Source organism: Microbispora bryophytorum (assembly GCF_043197435.1).
Taxonomy (GTDB): Bacteria; Actinomycetota; Actinomycetes; order Streptosporangiales; family Streptosporangiaceae; genus Microbispora; species Microbispora bryophytorum.
Genome location: NZ_JBICTF010000002.1, coordinates 496,614 through 515,145, shown reverse-complemented (window position 1 = coordinate 515,145; position 18,532 = coordinate 496,614). Strand labels below are relative to the sequence as shown.

Annotated in this window: 18 protein-coding genes; 9 read left to right on the top strand and 9 right to left on the bottom strand. The window is 71.8% G+C overall.

The window, feature by feature from the left end:
* Positions 1 to 2 precede the first annotated feature (2 nt).
* Both xylB and ACGFIB_RS07285 read left to right on the top strand, forming a co-directional pair.
* Positions 3 to 1,373: a xylulokinase gene (xylB, locus tag ACGFIB_RS07290; RefSeq protein WP_393369247.1), complete on the top strand. Its 1,371-nt coding sequence runs from the start codon at positions 3 to 5 to the stop codon at positions 1,371 to 1,373.
* Positions 1,374 to 1,497: 124 nt separating this feature from the next.
* On the top strand, positions 1,498 to 2,151 hold the full coding sequence (locus ACGFIB_RS07285) for a DUF998 domain-containing protein (protein WP_357258610.1): 654 nt from the start codon (positions 1,498 to 1,500) through the stop codon (positions 2,149 to 2,151).
* 122 nt (positions 2,152 to 2,273) lie between these two features.
* On the opposite strand, the gene ACGFIB_RS07280 is transcribed toward ACGFIB_RS07285, so the two are convergent.
* The 3 genes from ACGFIB_RS07280 to ACGFIB_RS07270 form a co-directional block, all read right to left on the bottom strand.
* Entirely contained in the window at positions 2,274 to 3,065 is a 792-nt protein-coding gene (locus ACGFIB_RS07280) for an SDR family NAD(P)-dependent oxidoreductase (RefSeq protein ID WP_393369244.1), read from the bottom strand.
* Positions 3,056 to 4,570, bottom strand: a complete 1,515-nt coding sequence (locus tag ACGFIB_RS07275; RefSeq protein WP_393369241.1) for an MFS transporter — start codon at positions 4,568 to 4,570, stop codon at positions 3,056 to 3,058. The genes ACGFIB_RS07280 and ACGFIB_RS07275 overlap by 10 nt, the downstream gene beginning before the upstream one ends.
* A gap of 63 nt (positions 4,571 to 4,633) precedes the next feature.
* Positions 4,634 to 5,329 carry a type 1 glutamine amidotransferase domain-containing protein gene (locus ACGFIB_RS07270; protein ID WP_393369239.1) on the bottom strand — a complete coding sequence of 232 codons (696 nt, stop codon included), beginning with the start codon at positions 5,327 to 5,329 and terminating at the stop codon, positions 4,634 to 4,636.
* Between the two features lie 131 nt (positions 5,330 to 5,460).
* On the opposite strand from ACGFIB_RS07270, the gene ACGFIB_RS07265 reads away from it, so the two are divergent.
* Positions 5,461 to 6,411, top strand: a complete 951-nt coding sequence (locus tag ACGFIB_RS07265; protein ID WP_393369236.1) for a LysR family transcriptional regulator — start codon at positions 5,461 to 5,463, stop codon at positions 6,409 to 6,411.
* Positions 6,412 to 6,467: 56 nt separating this feature from the next.
* Here the strand turns inward: ACGFIB_RS07265 and ACGFIB_RS07260 are convergent, their stop codons facing one another.
* A complete protein-coding gene (locus tag ACGFIB_RS07260; protein ID WP_191051101.1) occupies positions 6,468 to 7,043 on the bottom strand; it encodes a helix-turn-helix domain-containing protein in 576 nt (191 codons plus the stop codon).
* Between the two features lie 213 nt (positions 7,044 to 7,256).
* Here ACGFIB_RS07260 and ACGFIB_RS07255 point away from each other — a divergent pair, with 213 nt between their 5' ends.
* Complete coding sequence (locus tag ACGFIB_RS07255) at positions 7,257 to 8,771, top strand: MFS transporter (RefSeq protein ID WP_393369233.1); 1,515 nt, start codon at positions 7,257 to 7,259, stop codon at positions 8,769 to 8,771.
* A 77-nt stretch (positions 8,772 to 8,848) separates the two neighbouring features.
* Entirely contained in the window at positions 8,849 to 9,922 is a 1,074-nt protein-coding gene (locus ACGFIB_RS07250; RefSeq protein ID WP_393369231.1) for an alkene reductase, read from the top strand.
* Between the two features lie 223 nt (positions 9,923 to 10,145).
* On the opposite strand, the gene ACGFIB_RS07245 is transcribed toward ACGFIB_RS07250, so the two are convergent.
* Genes ACGFIB_RS07245 through ACGFIB_RS07230 form a run of 4 tightly spaced genes read right to left on the bottom strand, consistent with a single transcriptional unit; the run spans position 10,146 to position 14,130 of the window.
* Complete coding sequence (locus tag ACGFIB_RS07245) at positions 10,146 to 10,721, bottom strand: GTP-binding protein (RefSeq protein ID WP_142567814.1); 576 nt, start codon at positions 10,719 to 10,721, stop codon at positions 10,146 to 10,148.
* On the bottom strand, positions 10,702 to 11,049 hold the full coding sequence (locus tag ACGFIB_RS07240) for a DUF742 domain-containing protein (RefSeq protein ID WP_223852897.1): 348 nt from the start codon (positions 11,047 to 11,049) through the stop codon (positions 10,702 to 10,704). Before ACGFIB_RS07240 ends, ACGFIB_RS07245 begins: the two co-directional genes overlap by 20 nt.
* Positions 11,050 to 11,080: 31 nt before the next feature.
* Positions 11,081 to 11,488, bottom strand: a complete 408-nt coding sequence (locus ACGFIB_RS07235; protein WP_142567813.1) for a roadblock/LC7 domain-containing protein — start codon at positions 11,486 to 11,488, stop codon at positions 11,081 to 11,083.
* Positions 11,485 to 14,130: a sensor histidine kinase gene (locus ACGFIB_RS07230; protein ID WP_393369228.1), complete on the bottom strand. Its 2,646-nt coding sequence runs from the start codon at positions 14,128 to 14,130 to the stop codon at positions 11,485 to 11,487. The genes ACGFIB_RS07235 and ACGFIB_RS07230 overlap by 4 nt, the downstream gene beginning before the upstream one ends.
* Before the next feature lie 186 nt (positions 14,131 to 14,316).
* On the opposite strand from ACGFIB_RS07230, the gene ACGFIB_RS07225 reads away from it, so the two are divergent.
* The gene (locus tag ACGFIB_RS07225; RefSeq protein ID WP_142567811.1) at positions 14,317 to 15,129 is read left to right on the top strand and encodes an SDR family NAD(P)-dependent oxidoreductase; all 813 of its coding nucleotides are present in this window, start codon (positions 14,317 to 14,319) and stop codon (positions 15,127 to 15,129) included.
* An 8-nt stretch (positions 15,130 to 15,137) separates the two neighbouring features.
* On the opposite strand, the gene ACGFIB_RS07220 is transcribed toward ACGFIB_RS07225, so the two are convergent.
* Positions 15,138 to 15,977 carry a helix-turn-helix transcriptional regulator gene (locus tag ACGFIB_RS07220; RefSeq protein ID WP_357258631.1) on the bottom strand — a complete coding sequence of 280 codons (840 nt, stop codon included), beginning with the start codon at positions 15,975 to 15,977 and terminating at the stop codon, positions 15,138 to 15,140.
* Positions 15,978 to 16,139: 162 nt separating this feature from the next.
* Here ACGFIB_RS07220 and ACGFIB_RS07215 point away from each other — a divergent pair, with 162 nt between their 5' ends.
* From ACGFIB_RS07215 to ACGFIB_RS07205, 3 genes are all read left to right on the top strand, one after another.
* Entirely contained in the window at positions 16,140 to 16,919 is a 780-nt protein-coding gene (locus ACGFIB_RS07215) for an SDR family NAD(P)-dependent oxidoreductase (protein WP_142567809.1), read from the top strand.
* 181 nt (positions 16,920 to 17,100) lie between these two features.
* Entirely contained in the window at positions 17,101 to 18,144 is a 1,044-nt protein-coding gene (locus ACGFIB_RS07210; protein WP_357258637.1) for an acyltransferase family protein, read from the top strand.
* Between the two features lie 173 nt (positions 18,145 to 18,317).
* A complete protein-coding gene (locus ACGFIB_RS07205) occupies positions 18,318 to 18,518 on the top strand; it encodes a hypothetical protein (protein WP_142568101.1) in 201 nt (66 codons plus the stop codon).
* The last annotated feature ends 14 nt before the right edge of the window (positions 18,519 to 18,532 follow it).

Genomic DNA, 18,532 nt, shown 5'->3' with positions numbered 1-18,532 from the left:
CTGTGACGCTGGTCGCGGGGGTCGACTCGTCGACCCAGAGCTGCAAGGTCGTCATCCGGGACGCGGAGAGCGGGGCCCTCGTGCGCGAGGGCCGCGCCTCCCACCCCGGCGGCACCGAGGTCCATCCCGAGCACTGGTGGACCGCGCTGCAGAGCGCGATCGAGCAGGCCGGAGGGCTGGCGGACGTCGCGGCGGTGAGCGTGGGGGCCCAGCAGCACGGCATGGTCTGCCTCGACGAGGACGGCGAGGTGGTCCGGCCCGCGCTGCTGTGGAACGACACCCGCTCGGCCGGGGCGGCGACCGAGCTGATCGCCGAACTGGGTGGTCCGAAGGCGTGGGCCGAGGCCGTCGGCAGCGTTCCGGTGGCCTCCTTCACGGTGACCAAGCTCCGCTGGCTCGCCCGCAACGAGCCGGACAACGCCAGCCGTACGCGCTCGGTGTGCCTGCCGCACGACTGGCTCACCTGGCGGCTCGCCGGCCGGCCGGACGTGATCACGACCGACCGGGGCGACGCCTCCGGCACCGGTTACTGGTCGCCCGCGACCGGTGAATACCGGACCGACCTGCTCGAACTCGCCATGGGCAGGGTGCCGGAGCTGCCCCGCGTGCTCGGTCCCGCGGAACAGGCGGGGACGGCCGAGCAGGGCGGTGCGCTGCTCGCCCCCGGCACCGGCGACAACATGGCGGCGGCGCTTGGCGTCGGCATGCGACCCGGCGACGTGGTCGTGTCCATCGGCACGTCGGGTACGGCGTTCGCCGTCTCCGAGGCGCCGTCCGCCGACGCCTCCGGAGGGGTCGCCGGCTTCGCCGACGCCACCGGGCGCTACCTGCCGCTGGTCGCCACGCTGAACGCGGCACGGGTGCTCGACGCCGCCGCCGGGATGCTCCGGGTCACGCCCCAGGAGCTGAGCGATCTGGCCCTGCGGGCCCCCTCGGGAGCGGACGGGCTGGTGCTCGTGCCCTACCTGGAGGGGGAGCGCACCCCGAACCGTCCCGACGCCACGGGGTCGCTGCACGGGCTCAGGCTCGCCACGTCCACCCCCGAGCACCTGGCCAGGGCCGCGGTCGAGGGCATGCTCTGCGGCCTCGCCGACGCGCTGGACGCTCTCGGGGTCGAGCCGCAGCGGGTGCTGCTCATCGGCGGCGGGGCGCGGTCGGAGGCGGTGCGCCGCATCGCCCCGACGGTCTTCGGACGTCCGGTGCTCGTCCCCACTCCCGGGGAGTACGTCGCGGACGGCGCGGCCAAGCAGGCCGCCTGGCTGCTGTCCGGGGAGCCGGAAGCGCCGGTGTGGGACACCGGCGCGACCGAGCGGTACGAGGCCGACGCCACTCCCGGCCTGCGTGAGCGGTACCACGAGGCCGCGCAGGAGTGACGTCCCGGGTGGGGCCCCCGGATACCCCGGGGTCCCCACCCTGAGACGACCCTGACCCCTTCTCGGGGGGATCTACGCGTTGTCCCGGATGTTAGAAACGGGCTGTACGCGGGATCCTCACCATATGGTCAAGAGGTTCTATCCCCTGCTCGCCGGCGGCGGCATCCTGCTCGCGGTCGTCACCGTGGTGGCGGCGCAGGTGAGCGGGGATTCCTCCCTGGACCCCGTCTCCATGACGATCAGCGAGTACGCCGCCCGTGACGGGGGCGGCGCCGTCGAGGCGGCGATGGCCGTCCTCGGCCTGGCCTCGCTCGCGCTGCTGGCCGGGATGCGTGCGGTCGGCGCGCCGGTGCACGGCTGGCCGGGCCGCCTGATCGGCCTGTGGAGCGCCTCGCTCATCGGCGCGGCCGTGGTCCCGTCGGGCGCGGTCTGGCAGGGAGACCTGCACGGTGTTCTGTCGGCGGCGGCCTTCGTGAGCGTGCCCGCCGCCACCATCCAGTTGGTGGGCCGCCTGGGACAGGACGAGCGGTGGAAGGCCGCCGTCCGGCCGCTGGAGTGGCTGACGCTCGCCTCGGGTCTCGGCCTGGCGGCCATCACGTACGTCGCGCTGCCCGGCCACGGCGTCATGATCGGCCTGGTGGAACGGCTGCTGCTGACCGCCGAGGTGGCCGTCCTCGGAGTGCTCGCCGTACGGCTCCTGCAGCTCACCTGGGGGCCGGTGCTGCGGGAGCGGATCGATGGCCGGCGCGCCGTGCGCGACTTCCTGGTCCACCGCTGACTGGTCCACCGCTGACTGGCCCACTGCTGAGTGGTCCATCGCTGGGCCGTGTTCACCGCCGGGGGGAGGGGGGCACGCCGGACCGTGCGGGCGCGGGGGCGCCGCACGGCCCGGCTGCGGCGTCAGACGTTCGCCGACAGCTTCCGGGTCAGTTCGCTCAGGCGGCGACGGTAGTCCGGGTCATACGCCTCTTCGGCGGCCCGTGCTTCCTTCTCGCCGTCGAAGTAGCGGCCGGTGACCTCGGCCAGTTCGGGGGCCTCCACCAGACGCCGGGTGGCGGCCACCCCTTTCTCCAGCGTGTCGACGACCTCCATGCCGGATCTCCTGGACATGGCCGTCGGCATGTACGAGCCAGGATGAACGCTGTTCACCGTGACACCGCTCCCCTGGAGTTCTTCGGCCAGATCGCGGGTGTGGCAGATGAGCGCGAGCTTGGAGCGGCAGTAGGCGGCGACGTCGGTGTAGCCGCGTTCGAGTTGCGGATCGTCGAAGTCGATCGGCTGCTGACCGATCGAGGCGACGTTGACGACCCGGGAGGGTGCGGCTCGGCGAAGCAGCGGAAGCAGCTCCCGGGTGAGCAGCACCGGCGCGAGGTAGTTGACCGCCAGGCGCAGTTCATGCCCGTCCGCCGACAGCTGCCGGCTTGTTCCTTCGACGTGGAACCCGATCCCGGCGTTGTTGACGAGCACGTCCAGCCGGTCGTGGGCCTCGGCGATCCGCGCGGTGAGACGCCGGACCTCGGCGAGGGAGGAGAAGTCGGCGGTGAACGTCTCGCCGCCGGTGGCCTCGGCCACTTCGGCGAGCCGCCGGGAGTCTCGTCCGTGCAGCAGCAGCCGGTGCCCGCCGGCGGCGAGGTCTTTGGCGAGCGCACGGCCGAGGCCGTCCGATGCGCCGGTGATGAGAATCAGTGCCATGTCTTCCACCTTTCTGGTGGTCGCGTCTCGTGCCGTGGCCGGACGAGGGTGCGGGCGTTGGTCAGCCCGGCCAGGGCCACGAGCACGACGAGGGCGAATGCGCCCGCGCCCAGGGCGAAGCACACCGTGAACCGGCCTTCGGCGGGCAGTGCGGACGCCTGGGTGGCGAGGTGCGCCGCGGGCTCGACCGCGGGCTCGACCGCGAGCAGCGTCGCGGCCAGGGCGCTGGCGACGGAACTGCCCACCGAGCGTGCGACCGAGTTGATCCCGTTGGCGATGCCGGTCCGGCCGGCGGGCACGGCACCGGCGAGGACGGCCGGGAGGGTGGCGAAGCCGAAGCTGACGGCGACGCCGACGAGGATACCCGCCGCGATGACGGCGACCGCCGAGCCGTGCGCGGCGGCGAGCGCGGCGAAGCCGGTGGCCCCGCATGCGGCGCCCACGGCGAGGGTCGCGTGGGCGCCGATCATCCGGACCATCGCCCCGGCGACCTGGGCGGCGGCCAGGGAGACCAGGGCGGGCGGCATGAGGTAGGCGACGGACGCCTCGAACACCGTTGCTCCGAATCCGTATCCGTCCGGCGGGGCCGGGAGCTGGACCAGCGCCGAAATGCCGAGGAACTGGGAGAACATCGCGAAGCCCAGCAGGAAGCCCGCGAGATTGGCGAGCAGCACCGGTCGCAGGACGAGCATCCGCATGTCGACGAGGGGCTCGCCCGCCCCCCGCTCGAGCATCACCCAGACGGCCGCCGCCGCCACCGCCGAGGCGAAGCAGCCCAGAGTCGGAGCGGACGACCACCCCCACCTGGCCCCCTGTGACAGGGGAAGCAGCAGCAGGGTCAACATCGCGGCGAGCGCGATCGCTCCCGGCCAGTCGGTGCGGCCGCCGGGCCGTACGCGAGGACGGGGGATGACGGCGGCGACGGCGGCCAGGGTGAGCGCGGACACTCCGGCCGACAACCAGAACACGTGGTGAAAGTCCGGTGCGGCGCCTTGGGTGAGCAGCCCCGCGCCGACCAGGGCGACCGCGTTGCCGACCGCCAGCGTCCCGCTGAGCAGGGCCATCGCCCCGGGAAGGCGTTCGCGTGGCAGTTCGTCTCGGACCACCGACTGCGCGAGCGGGAAGATCGCGGTGGAGGCCCCTTGCAACGCGCGTGCGACGATCAGCCAGGGCAAGGTGTCGGTGGTGGCGCCCAGCACGGACCCCGTCAGCGTGAGACCGAGCACGCCGATCAGGGTGCGTCTCGCGCCGTGCTGGTCGCCGTACCGGCCGAGCAGGGGCGTGCAGACGGCGGCGGACAGCAAGGTGGCCGTGGTGAGCCAGCTCGCGCCGGCCGTCGTGGTGTGCAGATCTCGCTGGACGACTCCGAGGATCGGCACGGTCAGCGTCTGCATCATCGAGACGACCATGGCGCCGAGGCCGAGGACCGGAACGAGCAGCCGGCCACTGCGCCGGCCATTGCGGCGGGTGATGGGCGTCGGGGCGTCGATGCGGGTCATGTGCATGAGAGAGCTCCTCGGCGGCCGGCCCTCTGTGGCCGAGGGCCGGCGCAGGGACCGGTGCAGGGGTCAGCCGAGGGTCTTGAGCAGTTCGGCGGCCAGCGCGGCGGAGGAGGCGGGGTTCTGCCCGGTGTGGACGTTGCGGTCGACGACCACGTTGGGCGCCCACGGCTCGCCTGCGGAAAATCGCACTCCCAGGGCGACCAGCCGGTCCTCCAGGAGCCACTTCGACCGGTCGGCGAGCCCGGTCAGGGTCTCCTCCGCCTTGGTGAAGCCGGTGATCCGGTAGCCGGTGAACGGCGAGGTGCCGTCCGGCCGCTCGGTGGCCAGGAGGGCGGCCAGGCCGTGGCAGACCAGGCTCACCGGCATGCCCGCGTCCATGGCGTCGGTCAGAAGGCGGGCCGAGTCGGCGTCGGCCGCCAGATCCTCCATCGGGCCGTGCCCACCGGGGTAGAACACCGCGGCGTACCGGGCCGGATCGACGCCTTCCAGCGTGATCGGGTTCCGGAGCTCCGCGGCGGAGCGGAGCGCGGCGGCCATCGCGTCCGCACCGGCCTGGCCGCCGTTGACCTCAGGGGCGAGGCTCGCCTGGTCGACCGTCGGCACGACGCCGCCGGGTGTGGCCACGATCACCTCGTGCCCGGCCGCGGTGAACGCCTGGTGCGGGGCCACGAACTCTTCGGACCAGAAGCCAGTCGGATGCTCGGTTCCGTCGGCCAGCGTCAGGTGGCGCGCACCGGTCATCACAAAAAGAATCTTCGCCATCACTTGTGCTCTTTTCCGCGGTCCTCGCAGACGGCGAGGTGGGGTGAGCTGACGATGCTCTGCTGCCCGTCAGCGGGAACGAGCTGGATCGTAGGCCGCTCAGGCATAGGACAACCAATAGCATCGGCTCTATGAGTCATAGGAAGGCCGATACCTCCGTCACCGCCGTGGGAGGCCGGGCAGCAGGTGGGCCGCTGGATCTGATGCTGCTGCGGACGTTCCTCGCCGTGTACCGCGCCGGTTCCTTCACCGCGGCCGGCGCGCTGCTGGGGCTGTCCCAGCCGACCGTGACGAGTCAGGTGCGCACCCTGGAGGAGCAGCTCGATCGCCGGTTGTTCGAACGGCTGCCCCGGGGAGTGGCCGCCACGTCGGTGGCCGACGAGCTGGCCGCGCAGGTCGCGGGCCCGCTGGACGAACTGGCGGTGGTGGCCGGACGAGGCCGTCCGGGTGACGAGTCCTCAGAGCCGGTGCATCTCGGGGGTCCGGCCGAGGTGCTGAGCGCCCGGGTCCTGCCCGCCCTGGCGCCGCTGGTCGAACAGGGTCTGCGGCTGCGGGTCACGGCCGGCCTGGCCGACGACCTGCTGGAGGGCCTGCGCGCGGGGCGTTTCGACCTGGTTCTCTCGGCGATCCGCCCACGGGGCCGCACCGTGGTGGCCGTACCGCTCATGGACGAGGAGTTCGTGCTGGTGGCCGCACCTGCCTGGGCGGACCGGATCGGCCCTGTCGGCTGCGACGACCCCGGCCCCCTGAACGATGCCCCGCTGGTCGCCTATGCCGAGGACGTGCCCATCCTCCGCCGGTATTGGCGTCACGTCTTCCGTACGCGTCTGACCAGGTCGCCCGCGGTGGTCGTCCCCGATCTGCGCGGTGTGCTGACGGCCGTCGTCGCCGGAGCCGGAATCACCGTGCTGCCTCGCTATCTGTGTGCCGGCGAACTCGGCAGCGGCGAACTCGTGGCGCTCCTCGACCCGGACGACCCGCCCATCAACACCGGCTTCCTCGCACAGAGGGCGGGCGTGCTCGAACGCCGCTACGTCACCCTCGTCAGGGACCGGCTCCTGCAAGAGGCCCGCCACTGGTGAAAGGCCGGGCCCGAGCTCGCGGCGGTCCAGGGCGCCGGCCGGTGCCCGACGGCGCTTCAGGCGGGACGGGCCCGCAGGTGGGCGCGTTCGCCCTGCGGACCGAACAGGACGAGCAGTTCAACGGGGCGCGCGTCGGCCGACCCCAGCCAGTGCGGGACGTGGGTGTCGAACTCTGCCACCTCGCCGGGCTTGAGCAGCAGATCCCGGCCGTCCAGGAGCAGCCGCAGCCGGCCTTCGAGGACGTAGAGCCACTCATAGCCCTCGTGCGTCTTCAGGTCGGGCTCGGCCTTGTCGCGGTCGGGTGGGATGACCAGTTTGTAGGCCTGCATGCCGCCGGCCCGGCGGGTCAGCGGGACGAAGGTCATGCCGAGGCGGTGCACCGGACGCAGATGCACGCGCGGGTCGCCGGTGCGCGGGGCGCCGACCAGCTCGTCGAGGGGCACGCCGTAGGCGTGGGCCAGGGGGAGCAGTAGTTCCAGGTTCGGCCGGCGGCTTCCGCTCTCCAGCCGTGACAGCGTGCTTTCCGAGATGCCGGTGCTCCGTGACAGGTCGGCAAGCGTGACGCCGCGCTGTTTGCGCAGGTCACGCAGCTTCGGCCCGACGGCGGCGAGGACGTCTTTCAGCTGCTCCATGCCGACCAGCTTGCCGAAACGGCATGAGAAATTGCAACGGAAGCGGGGGGCGGGTCACTCTCGACCATGCCCGCGGGCCGGCCGGACCGCCGCCCCGGGCCTCTGCCCGCTCCCGTCTTCGTGCCCGGCCTTCGTGTCCGGTCTTCGCGTCCGGTCTTCGCGCCGAGGCAGCCCGGGAGCCGCCCCGATCCCGTAACTCGTAAGGACATTTCGATGACCACCGACTCAAGCACCACGCGGCGACAGCCGGGCGCCCGCGACCCCGATCCGCGCCGCTGGGCCGCCCTGACGGTGATCTCCCTGGCGACGCTGATGGTGGTGCTGGACGCCTCCGTGGTGAACATCGCCCTCCCGCACGCGCAGCGCGAGCTGGGCATCGCCGACGCGGACCGTCAGTGGATGGTCACCGCCTACACGCTGGCCTTCGGCGGACTGCTGCTCCTCGGCGGACGCATCGCGGACTTCGCCGGCCGCAAGCGGGTCTTCCTGATCGGGCTGGTCGGTTTCGCCGCGGTCTCCGTACTCGGCGGCCTCGCCCCCAACGGACTGACGCTCTTCGCCGCCCGCGCACTCCAGGGAGTGTTCGCGGCCCTGCTCGCCCCGGCCGCGCTGTCACTGATCAGCGTGACCTTCACCGACCCTCGGGAGCGCGCGAAGGCATTCGGCGTCTACGGCGCCCTCCAGGGCGGCGGCGGAGCGGTCGGTCTGATCCTCGGCGGTGTGCTGACGCAGTACGCCGACTGGCGCTGGTGCCTGTTCATCAACACTCCGATCGCCCTGGTCGCCGCACTCGCCGCGGTGCCGGCCATCCGCGCGAGCCGAGCCGAGGGCGGGCGCCATTACGACATACCGGGAGCCGTCCTGGTCACCGGCGGTCTGGTCGCTCTCGTGTACGGCTTCACCGAAGCCGCGGAGGGCGGGGGCCGGCACATCGGAGCGGTTCTGGCCCTGCCGGCGGCCGCGGTCGTCCTGCTGGTCGCCTTCGTCGCCGTCGAACGGCGCGCCGCACACCCGCTGCTGCCCCTACGGGTCGTACGGCACCGCGACCGCGCGGGATCGCTCCTGGCCTCCCTGCTGACCGGCGCCGGCATGTTCGGCATGCTGCTGTTCCTGACCTACTACCTCCAGGTCGACCTCGGCTATACGCCGCTGCGGGCGGGCCTGGCCTTCCTCCCCTTCAGCGGCGGCATCGTCGCCGCCTCGGTGCTGGGAGCGGGATTGGTGACCCGTCTGGGTCCCAAGGTTCCGATGGTGGGCGGCATCGCGGTGGCCGCGGCCGGCATGCTCTGGCTGGCCACGTTGAACGGTTCCTCGACCTACCTCGCCGGGATTCTGGGGCCCCAGATCCTGACCGCCCTGGGCCTGGGCCTGTTCTTCCTGGCCCTGCCCACGATCGTGCTGTCCAGTATCGAGTCGCGGGACGCCGGGGTCGCCAGCGCCACGATCAACACCACTCAGCAGATCGGCGGAGCACTCGGCCCGGCGCTGCTCAACACCCTCTATGTCGCGGCGCTCAACAGCGCCCTCGCCGGGCGGCGGTCCGCGTCCGGGCAGTGGATCCAGGCCGTCCCGGCGGACAGCTACCTGCACGGCTACCGCACGGCCTTCCTGGCCGCGGGCGGGCTCTTCGTTCTCGCCCTGGTCATCGTCGCCGTGATGGTCACGAGATCCGGCGCATCCACCGGCGCATCCACAGGCGCATCCACCAGGGCCTCCGGCACCCGCTGAGTATTTCGCCCACGCCCGCCGCGCGCTCGCCGATCCCGTCGCGCGGCACCCACCCACCTCACGAGGAGAGACCTTCCATGCCAGACCTGTTCGAGCCGGTGACCGTCGGCAAGTGGACGCTGAACAACCGGATCGTCATGGCCCCCATGACCCGCAACCGGGCCGGGACCGCAGGCGTGCCACGCGACATCACCGCGACGTACTACCGGCAGCGGGCGACCGCAGGCCTGATCATCACCGAGGGCGTCCAGCCCAGCGCGGCCGGGCAGGGCTACCTGAACACGCCCGGCCTGCACACACCCGAGCAGATCGAGGGATGGCGCCGGGTCGCCGACGCCGTGCACGAGGAAGGCGGCCGCATCGTCGCCCAGCTCATGCACACAGGGCGCATCGCCCACCCGGACAACAAGGACGGCCACGAAACGGTCGCTCCCAGCGCCGTCGCCGCGCCCGGCCAGATCTTCACCGCTCACGGTCTCATGCCGCATCCCGTGCCTCGCGCCCTGGAGACGGCGGAGGTGGCGTCCGTGATCGGCGAGTACGCGCACGCGGCACGCTCGTCCGTCGAAGCCGGCCTGGACGGCGTCGAACTGCACTCCGCCAACGGCTACTTGCTCCACCAGTTCCTCGCGCCCTCCACCAACCGGCGCAGCGACGCCTACGGCGGCTCCGCCACGGCCCGAGCCCGGTTCGCCGTCGAGGTGGCCCGTGCCGTGGCCGAGGCGATCGGCGGCGAGCGGGTGGGGATCCGCATCTCCCCGGCGGTCAACCTCCATGGCGCCGTCGAGGACGATCCGGCCGAGACGGCCGCGACCTACCGGGCGCTGCTCGACGGGATCGCACCGCTGGGCCTGGCGTACCTGCACACCATCGGCGATCCCTCCAGCCCGCTGCTCGAAGACCTCCGCGCGCGGTTCGGCGGCCCGCTCATCGTCAACGACGGCTGGGAGCCCGTGACAGACGAGAGCACCGCCCGCCGACGTGTGCGCACTGGTCAGGCAGACCTCGTCGCCGTGGGACGGGCCTTCATCGCCAATCCCGACCTGGTCCGGCGCTGGCAGAACCACGCCCCGGTCAACGAGGCCGACGCCGCCACGTTCTACGGCGGCGACACGCGGGGTTACATCGACTACCCCGCGCTGACGGACTGATCGACGCCGGAGCGCGGGGCAGACGCTCTCGTCCGCCTGGAGGACGCGCCACGCCGCACCACGCCGCAGCACGCCGCACCAGGCGCCGGGCGGACCGATCTCGGCGGCTTCGGCCGACCTGCCACTCAGGCCTGTGACAGCACGGTTTTCAGCTCCGTCGCGACAGCGGAGGCCCAGAGGGCAGGGGTGATGGTCCGGTACGCGTTCCGGAGGGGGCCCGGCTCTACCGCTGGGCCGCCGTCAGCATCTTGAGCGCGTGCTCCACGAGCGTGACGAGCACGACCTTGGCCGAGGCGCGGCGCCGTACGTCGCAGAGCAGGACGGGGACGTCCGGGTCGAGGTCGAGAGCGATCCGCACGTCCTCGGGCTCGTGCCGGTCGGCGTCCTCGAAGCAGTTGACCGCGACGATGAACGGCGTGCCGCGCTGCTCGAAGTAGTCGATCGACGGAAAGCAGTCGGTCAGCCTGCGGGTGTCGGCCAGCACGACGGCCCCGAGCGCGCCGTAGGAGAGCTCGTCCCACATGAACCAGAAGCGCTCCTGTCCGGGGGTGCCGAACAGGTAGACCACGAGCCCTTCCCTGATGGTGATGCGGCCGAAGTCCATGGCCACCGTCGTGGTCGTCTTGCCTTCCACGCCGTCGGTGTCGTCGACGCCGACGCCGCGATCGGACAGCACCTCCTCGGTGCGCAGGGGGCGAATCTCGCTGATCGCGCCGACCAGCGTGGTCTTGCCGACGCCGAAGCCGCCGGCCACCAAGATCTTGAGGGCGACCGGCTCCTCAGAGGGCGCGAAGGCCATTGATCACTTCCTTGAGAATGCGCTCGCTTGGCAGCGGCGCCACCTTGCCCGGAGCTCGTACGTCGACGAGCCCGAGGTCGTGCAGATCCCCGATCAGAACACGGACTACGCCCAGCGGCAGGTCGACGTCGGACGCGATGTCCGCCACCGACGCGCCGCGGCGCGCGATCTCGAGGATCCGCCGCTGCTCAGGGCCAATGCCGGAGACATCCGTCGGTGACCCCGTGGCGGTCACCATGGTGATCAGGTCGAGCCTGGCCCCGGAGTGCCGCGCCCGGCCCCCCGTCAGCGCGTAGGGCCGGACCAACGGCCCGGCCTCCTCGTCCATCCACTGGGGTCCCGTCATGTGGCCGCCCATCTCATGGAGAGATCCGCCGCGGGTTGGTGGAGATGTGCTGGCCCACCCGCTTGACCAGCATCGCCATCTCGTACGCGATGTGCCCGACGTCGGCGTCGGAGGCGGCCAGGACGGCGAGGCAGGTGCCCTGGCCGGCGGCCGTCACGAACAGGAACGCGGCCTCCATCTCCACGATGGTCTGCCTGACCTCGCCCCCGCCGAAGTGCCGCCCCGCGCCCCGCGCCAGGCTCTGGAACCCGGCCGCGACCGCGGACAGGTGCTCCGCGTCCTCCCGGCTCAGCCCCTGGGAGGCCCCAACGACGAGGCCGTCGGTGGAGAGGATCACCGCCTGGTGCACGGCGGCGACCCTGCTGATGAGATCGTCGAGCAGCCAGTTCAGTTCGCCGGTCGACGTCGCTTTGCCGGTCATTCGTCACCCTTCTCACCGTGCGTGTTATGTACGTGGTCGCCGGGTGCGGCCCCACCCGGCTGATCGGAGTCCTCCCGGCCGCGCAGCGCGCCGCGCTGGAAGGCGCTGAACATCGCCCTGGCCTCCTCCGGCGACCGCTCCTCGACGGTCGGGGCGGACAGCGGCGGCGTCTGCGGCGCCGTCTCCTCGGACTGGGTGCGAAGCTGCGGAGCGATGTTGGCCTGGCGAACCCTGCGCGGCAGGCCGGCGTGGGTTCCGTTGGAGACGGCGCCCCTGGCCCGCTGTTTGCTCGTCCGCTGCGCCAGGCCGTTCGGCGCCGCGCCCGCGGCGGTGGTCGCCGGCGCGGAAGACGGCGCGGAAGACGGCGCGACGGACGGCGAAGCGGAGAATGCGGCGGACGGCGAAGCGGAGGGCGCGGCCTCGCTCCGGAGGGCGGCCGGCGTGAAGAACGGGGACGGCTCGGACGCGCCCGTACGCTCCTCGCGGTCCTCCGCCTCCCTGGAAGCCTCCCCGGGAACCTCCCTGGAAGCCTCCCTCGGAACGCCGCCCGGAGCCTCCACGGAAATGCCGCCTGTGACCTCCACCGAAACGCGGCCGGGAAGTTGCACGGGAAGCCCGCCGGAAGCGTCGTCCTGTGCGTCCCCGGCGATCTGCCCGGTGAGCGTGCGGGCTCCCCGGGGGTCGCCGGCGGGGGCGGGGCCTCCCAGCCCGAGGTCGGCCTGGAGGGTGTCGCTGAGCGAGATGTCGGTGTCGTTGCCGCCGGCGGCCGGCGAGGGCTTGGCGTGGACGCCGCGGGGGGCCGGGCCCGCGAGCGCGGCGCGCGAGCCCTTGTCCGTCATCAGGGTCCGGGGGATGAGCACGATCGCGGTCGTCCCGCCGAACGGCGAGCCCCGCAGGATGACCCTGATCTCGTGCCGGGCGGCGAGCTGGCCGACGACGAAGAGCCCGAGCCGGTCGCTGTCCGCCAGGTCGAACTCCGGCGGGTCGGACAGCCGTGCGTTGATCTCGTCGTACTCCTCGGGCATCAGACCGAGACCGCGGTCCTCGATCTCCACCGCGAGCCCGTTGGCGACGACCTCTCCGCGCACCGCCACCTTCGTCTGCGGAGGCGAGAAGATCGTGGCGTTCTCCAGCAGCTCGGCGATCAGGTGCACCACGTCGGCCACGGTCGCGCCGGCGATGGCGGCGTCCGGCATCGGGGCCATCGCGACGCGGGTGTAGTCCTCGACCTCGGAGATCGCCGCGCGGACCACGTCGATGAGCGGCACCGGCTTGCGCCACGAGCGTCCGGGCGCGGAGCCGGACAGGATGATCAGGCTTTCCGCGTGGCGGCGCATGCGGGTGGTCAGGTGGTCGAGCCGGAAGAGGTCCTCCAGGCTCTCCGGGTCCTCGGCGCGGCGCTGCATCGTGTCGAGGAGCGTGAGCTGGCGGTGCAGCAGGGTCTGATTGCGACGGGCCAGGTTGAGGAAGACGTGGCTGACGCCGCGGCGGAGGGCGGCCTGCCCGACGGCGGCCTCCACGGCCGTGCGCTGGACGGAGGTGAAGGCGCGCGCGACGTCCTCGACCTCGTTGGAGCCCGTCGCCTTGATCGCGGGCGCCTCGGACTCGACGTCCACCTCCTCGCCCCGCCGCAGCCTCTCGACGACCTGCGGCAGCCGTACGACGGCGAGTTCGAGCGCGGCGTCGCGCAGGCCGGCGAGGTCGCGGGCGAGACGGCGGCCGAACCGGACGGAGAAGACGATCGTGACGATGATCACTACGAGGCCGAGCCCGCCGGCGATCAGGATGCGGAGCATGACCCCGGTGGCGACCGTTGTGGCGGAGACGCTGAGCGCGTCCGAGGCCTTCACCCGGGCCGAGTCGAGCCGGAGGATCAACTGGTCGACGGTGGGCGACCACTTCTCGGCGTCCGCGGGGAGCGGGCCGCCGGAGCGCACCTGGTTGATGATCTGGTTCTCCAGGGCGGTGAACCGGTCGAACAGCGGCGAGGTGAGCACCTGCTCGTACGGCGCCCGCATCTCACCGCTGAGGACCGGCCGGTTCTTGCCGTAGAGGAACCGCCGGGTGGCGACCCACTCGCTGAAGGCGTTCTGCTCGGCGGCCGTGATCGTGCCGCTGGCGAGTGCCCCGCGCACGAGGGCGTCCTCACGAGTGATCATCTCGTGTGCGTTGCCCATCGCCTGCATGGCGCTGGCCTGCTGGAAGGTGGCCAGGTCGGGCACAGAGACGAGCCGCTCGTAGAGCGCGAACAGGTCGTCCATGATCGAGTTGTAGGCGGTGATCGTGGTCAGCCGGTCGGCGCTGCCGAGCGAGACGCCCTCACGGATCGTGGGCAGGCGTTCGAGGGAGGACAGCAGCGACTCCAGGGGCGCCGTGAGTTCGTCGCTCATGGCGTCGTGGGCCGCCTCGTCCTCGGCGGACTTCTTGAACGTGTCCACGGCGGCGGTGGTCTTGGCCTGCTGGGCGGTGAGCGCGGCGGAGGTCGTCCGCCCGCTGCTGAGGACACCGGCGGTCAGCGCGCGTTCGGCCTGGATCTGGGTGCCCAGGTCGGTGGAGGTCGTTCCGATGGTGTCGTACAGCGTCTTGGAGCGCAGGAGGACGAGGCCGTCGCCAACCGTGAGTTTTAGGGCAAATCCCCACATAGCGCTCAACATGAGCAATGGTAGGAGCAGCAACAAGAAGATCTTGAACCGAATCGACCGGTTTCTCGAACCCATAGCCACTCCTGCGTTGCTGGAGGCTCGCGCCGCATTTATGGGGAAATGCACCTCCGGAAGATCGCACAGAAGGCTAGCACCGATACAGTTCTGGCGCAGTGGGAGGAACTGATGATTACAGTGATCACTGGGGCTGGTGCCGGAATCGGTGCAGCTTCTGCCCTTGATCTCGCCCGGCGAGGTCACCAAATCGTGCTCGTCGGACGTACGGCGGAGAAGCTGCGTGCGGTCGCGGACCGCGCGCAGCAGGCCGGTGGCAGCCGTCCGGACACACTCCTCGCGGACTTCTCCTCCCTGGATCAGGTGCGCAGGCTGGCGGCGGAGTTGCTGGCGAGGTACGAGCGCATCGACGTGCTGATCAACAACGCCGGCGTGATGACGCCCGACCGCCGGACCACCGTGGACGGCAACGAGTCGATGATGCAGGTCAACCACCTGGCGCCGTTCCTGCTGACGAACCTGCTCCTCGACCGGCTCACGGCGTCGTCCGCCCGGGTGGTCACCACCTCGTCCCGGGCCGGGAAGACGGGCCGCCTCGACCCCGCCGACCTGTCCAGGGAGCGGCGACGCTGGAACGGCTGGCTGCAGTACGGCGACTCCAAGCAGGCCAACGCGCTGTTCACCGTGTCGCTCGCCGAGCGCGGGCTGGCGGCCACGTGCCTCCATCCCGGTGTGCTCAAGACCTCGTTCGCCGAGGGCACGTTCTTCATGAAGCTGGTGTGGCTCCTCCCCGGCATGGGCGAGCCGCCGGAGGCCGGGGCCGAGCGCATCGTCCACCTCGCCACCCACTCCGACGGCGTCGACCACCCGGGGCGGTATTTCGTCAAGAACGCTCCCGTACGGGTGCCGGAGAGGCTGTCCGACCCGGCTCTCGCCGCCGCCCTGTGGGACGCGAGCCTCGCCGCCACCGGTCTGTCCGCCTGAAGGAGCGGCTAACCGGCGAGGGCCTGGGTGCCGAGAACGGTGATCAGCTCAAGGCGCCCGGCGTCCTGCGTGCCCGGCTCGGCCGTGTAGACCATGACGCGCAGGTCGCTGCCCGCCACGGTGAGCACGTCGCAGTCGAGCGTCACCGCGCCGACCCGCGGGTGGTCGATCGTCTTTCGGGCGGCCTGGTGGTGCCCGGCGATGCCGCTCTCCCACAACCGGGCGAACCGGTCGCTGCGGACGAGCAGGTCCGCCACCAGCCGCTTGAGCCGCTGGTCGGCGGGATAGCGGGCGGTGGCCGCGCGCAGGTCGGCGACCAGGGCGGCCTGCAGGTCGCGCCGCGACTGCGGGGTGTGCCGCACCCGGACGCTCAGGCCGAGGAAGTTGCGCCACACCCCGTTGCGCTCGTGGCCGCGCCAGCCGGAGGGATCGCCCATCAGGGCGGCGTAGGGCGGGTTGGCCTGCAGCAGCGTCCAGGTGGCGTCGAAGACCGCGACAGGAGTGCCGGTCAGCCGGTCCAGCATGCGCTGCACGCTCGGGGTGAGGTGCACGGGCACCGTGCCGGGCCCCGGCGGCTGAAGCCCGCCCAGCCGGAACAGGTATGCGCGTTCGTCGTCCGACAGCCGCAGGGCCCGGGCAAGGGCCTCGACGACCTGGTCCGAGGGATTGGTGGCGCGGCCCTGTTCCAGGCGGGTGACGTAGTCCACCGAGATCCCGGCCAGCAGGGCCAGCTCCTCGCGCCGCAGGCCCGGCGCGCGCCGCTGCCCTCCCACGGGAAGTCCCGCCGCCTCCGGCGAGACCCGGTCGCGCCAACGGCGTACCGCCTGCCCGAATTCCGACGTCGCCATGCCTCCAGTCTGCCCGTTCCGGCCGGGATCAGCTTGGTACTGGCAGTCCCAGGAAGACCGGACACCTGGCCGGTCGCCACGTCGTCCTGCAGCCTTGGGGCACGGGCGCGGTTTCCACGGGGGAGGCCGGGCGCCACAGCGGCATCGAAAGGTACGACACTCATGCGCAAGCTCGCACTCGTCACGGGCGCCACCTCCGGGATCGGCAGGGCCTTCGCCGAGCGCCTCGCCGCCGACGGCCACGACCTGGTGATCGTGGGCCGGCGGAAGGACCGCCTGGAGGAGTTCGCCGCCTCGCACCCCGAGGCCGAGGTCAGGACTGTGGCCGCCGACCTGTCGACCGACGCGGGCATCGACACGGTCGCCGGGATCTGCGCGGCCGAGCCGCTGACCATGCTCGTGAACAACGCCGGCGTGTCCCACTACATGCCGCTCGCCGAGCTCCCCGCCGACAAGGCCAGGGAACTCGTGCACGTCAAGGTCGTCGCGCCGACGATGCTCACCCGCGCCGCCGTCGCGGGCATGCGGGAGCGGGGCGAGGGCGCGATCGTCAACGTGGCCGGCATGATCGCCTTCAGCGGCCCCGCACCGCACTCGCAGATGCCCCGCAGGGCCGTCTACGCCGGAACCCTGGCCCATCTCGTCGCGATGTCCCAGACCCTGAGCGCGGAGCTCGACGGCACGGGAGTCGCCGTGCAGGTCCTGTGCCCCGGCGTGGTCGCCACCGAGTTCCACGAGCGTCAGGGGCTCGACCTGAGCGGGGTGCCCCGCATGAGCGCCGGCGACGTCGTCACGGCCGCCCTGCGCGGCCTGGAGCTGGGCGAGACCGTCTGCGCCCCGGGCGTCGAGGACGCCGGGCTCCTGGACGCGGTCTTCCGGGCCGAGCTCGCCGCCTTCGGCGCCCAGAGCCCCGAGCTCGCCACGCGCTACCGGGACGCCTGAGCTCGCCACGCGCTACCGGGGCGCTTGAGTCCGCCGCGCGCGGGTCGTCGGGCCGGGTCGCCCGCGTCGGGGGCGGTACGACCGCGGCGGCAGGGCGGCCGGGCGGCGGTGTGAAGAGTTCGGGCAGTGTTCGCCCGCGGTTGCGCCGGTGCTCACGGACGGGTGACTAGGGTCCGGCCGCATGACCGTGACCGCTCCCGCCCGTCCCTCCGGTGCGGCCGTCGCCCGCGACCCGCTGCTGGACAACGCCAAGTTCCTGGCCATCGTGCTCGTCGTTTCCGGACATCTCATCGAGGATTTGAGGGACGTTCCCGCGGCGCACGCGCTCTACTTCTTCGTCTACCTCTTCCACATGCCGCTCTTCATCGTCGTCAGTGGCTATTTGTCCCGGAATTTCACGTTTTCTCCTGGTAAGGCACGCAAGCTCATCAGCGGTCTCGCGGTGCCGTACGTCATCTTCGAGGTGGCCTATTCGCTGCCCCGCCTCTTCCTGTACGGCAAGCTCGAAATCAGCCTGCTCGACCCGTACTACCTGACCTGGTTCCTGATGTCGCTGTTCCTGTGGCGGCTGTCCACCCCGGTCTGGCAGCAGTTGCGCCATCCCCTGGTGGTCGCGGTCGGGCTGTGCCTGCTGTCGGGCACCAGCGCCCTGCCCGACGAGTTGTCGATGAACCGCACGTTCGGCCTGCTGCCGTTCTACGTGCTCGGCCTCATGCTCACGCCCGAGCACCTCGACCGCCTGCGCGTGCGCCGGGCGAGGATCGCGGGCGGGGCCGTTCTGGCGGCGGCGCTCGCCGCGGCGTTCGCCGTGCACACGCTCGTGCCGACGGAGTGGATCCGCTGGCGTCACTCCAACCACCAGATCGGCGTGGACGACCTGACCGGCACGCTGATCAGGATCGCCATGCTGGCGGCCGGCGCTGTGCTGGTGGCGGCGTTCCTCGCGGTCACTCCGCGCCGCCGCACCTGGTTCACCGGGCTGGGCGCCGCCACGATGTACGCCTACCTGCTGCACGGGTTCGCCGTGAAGGTCGCCGAGCGGTTCCACGACGTCCTCGTCAACCCGCTCGGCGTGACCGTCATGGCGGCCCTCGGAGCCGTCCTGGCGACCCTGCTCTGCACGCCCCCGGTGCGCAGGGCGTTCCGGTGGGCGGTGGAGCCCGACGTCTCCTGGGCCTTCACCAGACTCCGCCGCCCCGGAAAAAGGGAACCCGCCGCGACGTGACCGGAACTTCCCGCGTGATCCCACCGTTCGGCACAGTGATGGTGCAGAGTAGGGCGAATCGCGCGGCCGGTGGGGCTGGAATCGGAAGACGGCTCTGTCACGGCAAGGTGATACGGGGTAACCTGCGCATTCGCGGTGCGGCCAGGAGCGGTGAAAACGACGGGGTGACGCGGGTGGTCGGCAGGCAGGGCAGGGTCACAGGCAGGATCGGCCCCGGCCTTGTCGGCGAGGTGATGGTCCCCATCCGCGGGGGTGTCGAGGCGTTCTACGCCTATCCGAGCATTCCAGACGAGGAGATCCTGGTGGGGTCGATCGTCGTCATCGTGGAGTATTCGCCCCCGCGCACCGTCTACGTCGCCCGCGCGATCGTCTGACTCGCTCCCTCCTC

Coding starts and splice junctions, on each gene's coding strand:
- ACGFIB_RS07285 (WP_357258610.1), top strand. CDS start 1,498: ATGGTCAAGAGGTTCTATCCCCTGCTCGCCGGCGGCGGCATCCTGCTC.
- ACGFIB_RS07280 (WP_393369244.1), bottom strand. CDS start 3,065: ATGGCACTGATTCTCATCACCGGCGCATCGGACGGCCTCGGCCGTGCG.
- ACGFIB_RS07275 (WP_393369241.1), bottom strand. CDS start 4,570: ATGCACATGACCCGCATCGACGCCCCGACGCCCATCACCCGCCGCAAT.
- ACGFIB_RS07270 (WP_393369239.1), bottom strand. CDS start 5,329: ATGGCGAAGATTCTTTTTGTGATGACCGGTGCGCGCCACCTGACGCTG.
- ACGFIB_RS07265 (WP_393369236.1), top strand. CDS start 5,461: ATGAGTCATAGGAAGGCCGATACCTCCGTCACCGCCGTGGGAGGCCGG.
- ACGFIB_RS07260 (WP_191051101.1), bottom strand. CDS start 7,043: ATGGAGCAGCTGAAAGACGTCCTCGCCGCCGTCGGGCCGAAGCTGCGT.
- ACGFIB_RS07255 (WP_393369233.1), top strand. CDS start 7,257: ATGACCACCGACTCAAGCACCACGCGGCGACAGCCGGGCGCCCGCGAC.
- ACGFIB_RS07250 (WP_393369231.1), top strand. CDS start 8,849: ATGCCAGACCTGTTCGAGCCGGTGACCGTCGGCAAGTGGACGCTGAAC.
- ACGFIB_RS07245 (WP_142567814.1), bottom strand. CDS start 10,721: ATGGCCTTCGCGCCCTCTGAGGAGCCGGTCGCCCTCAAGATCTTGGTG.
- ACGFIB_RS07240 (WP_223852897.1), bottom strand. CDS start 11,049: ATGGACGAGGAGGCCGGGCCGTTGGTCCGGCCCTACGCGCTGACGGGG.
- ACGFIB_RS07235 (WP_142567813.1), bottom strand. CDS start 11,488: ATGACCGGCAAAGCGACGTCGACCGGCGAACTGAACTGGCTGCTCGAC.
- ACGFIB_RS07230 (WP_393369228.1), bottom strand. CDS start 14,130: ATGTGGGGATTTGCCCTAAAACTCACGGTTGGCGACGGCCTCGTCCTC.
- ACGFIB_RS07225 (WP_142567811.1), top strand. CDS start 14,317: ATGATTACAGTGATCACTGGGGCTGGTGCCGGAATCGGTGCAGCTTCT.
- ACGFIB_RS07220 (WP_357258631.1), bottom strand. CDS start 15,977: ATGGCGACGTCGGAATTCGGGCAGGCGGTACGCCGTTGGCGCGACCGG.
- ACGFIB_RS07215 (WP_142567809.1), top strand. CDS start 16,140: ATGCGCAAGCTCGCACTCGTCACGGGCGCCACCTCCGGGATCGGCAGG.
- ACGFIB_RS07210 (WP_357258637.1), top strand. CDS start 17,101: ATGACCGTGACCGCTCCCGCCCGTCCCTCCGGTGCGGCCGTCGCCCGC.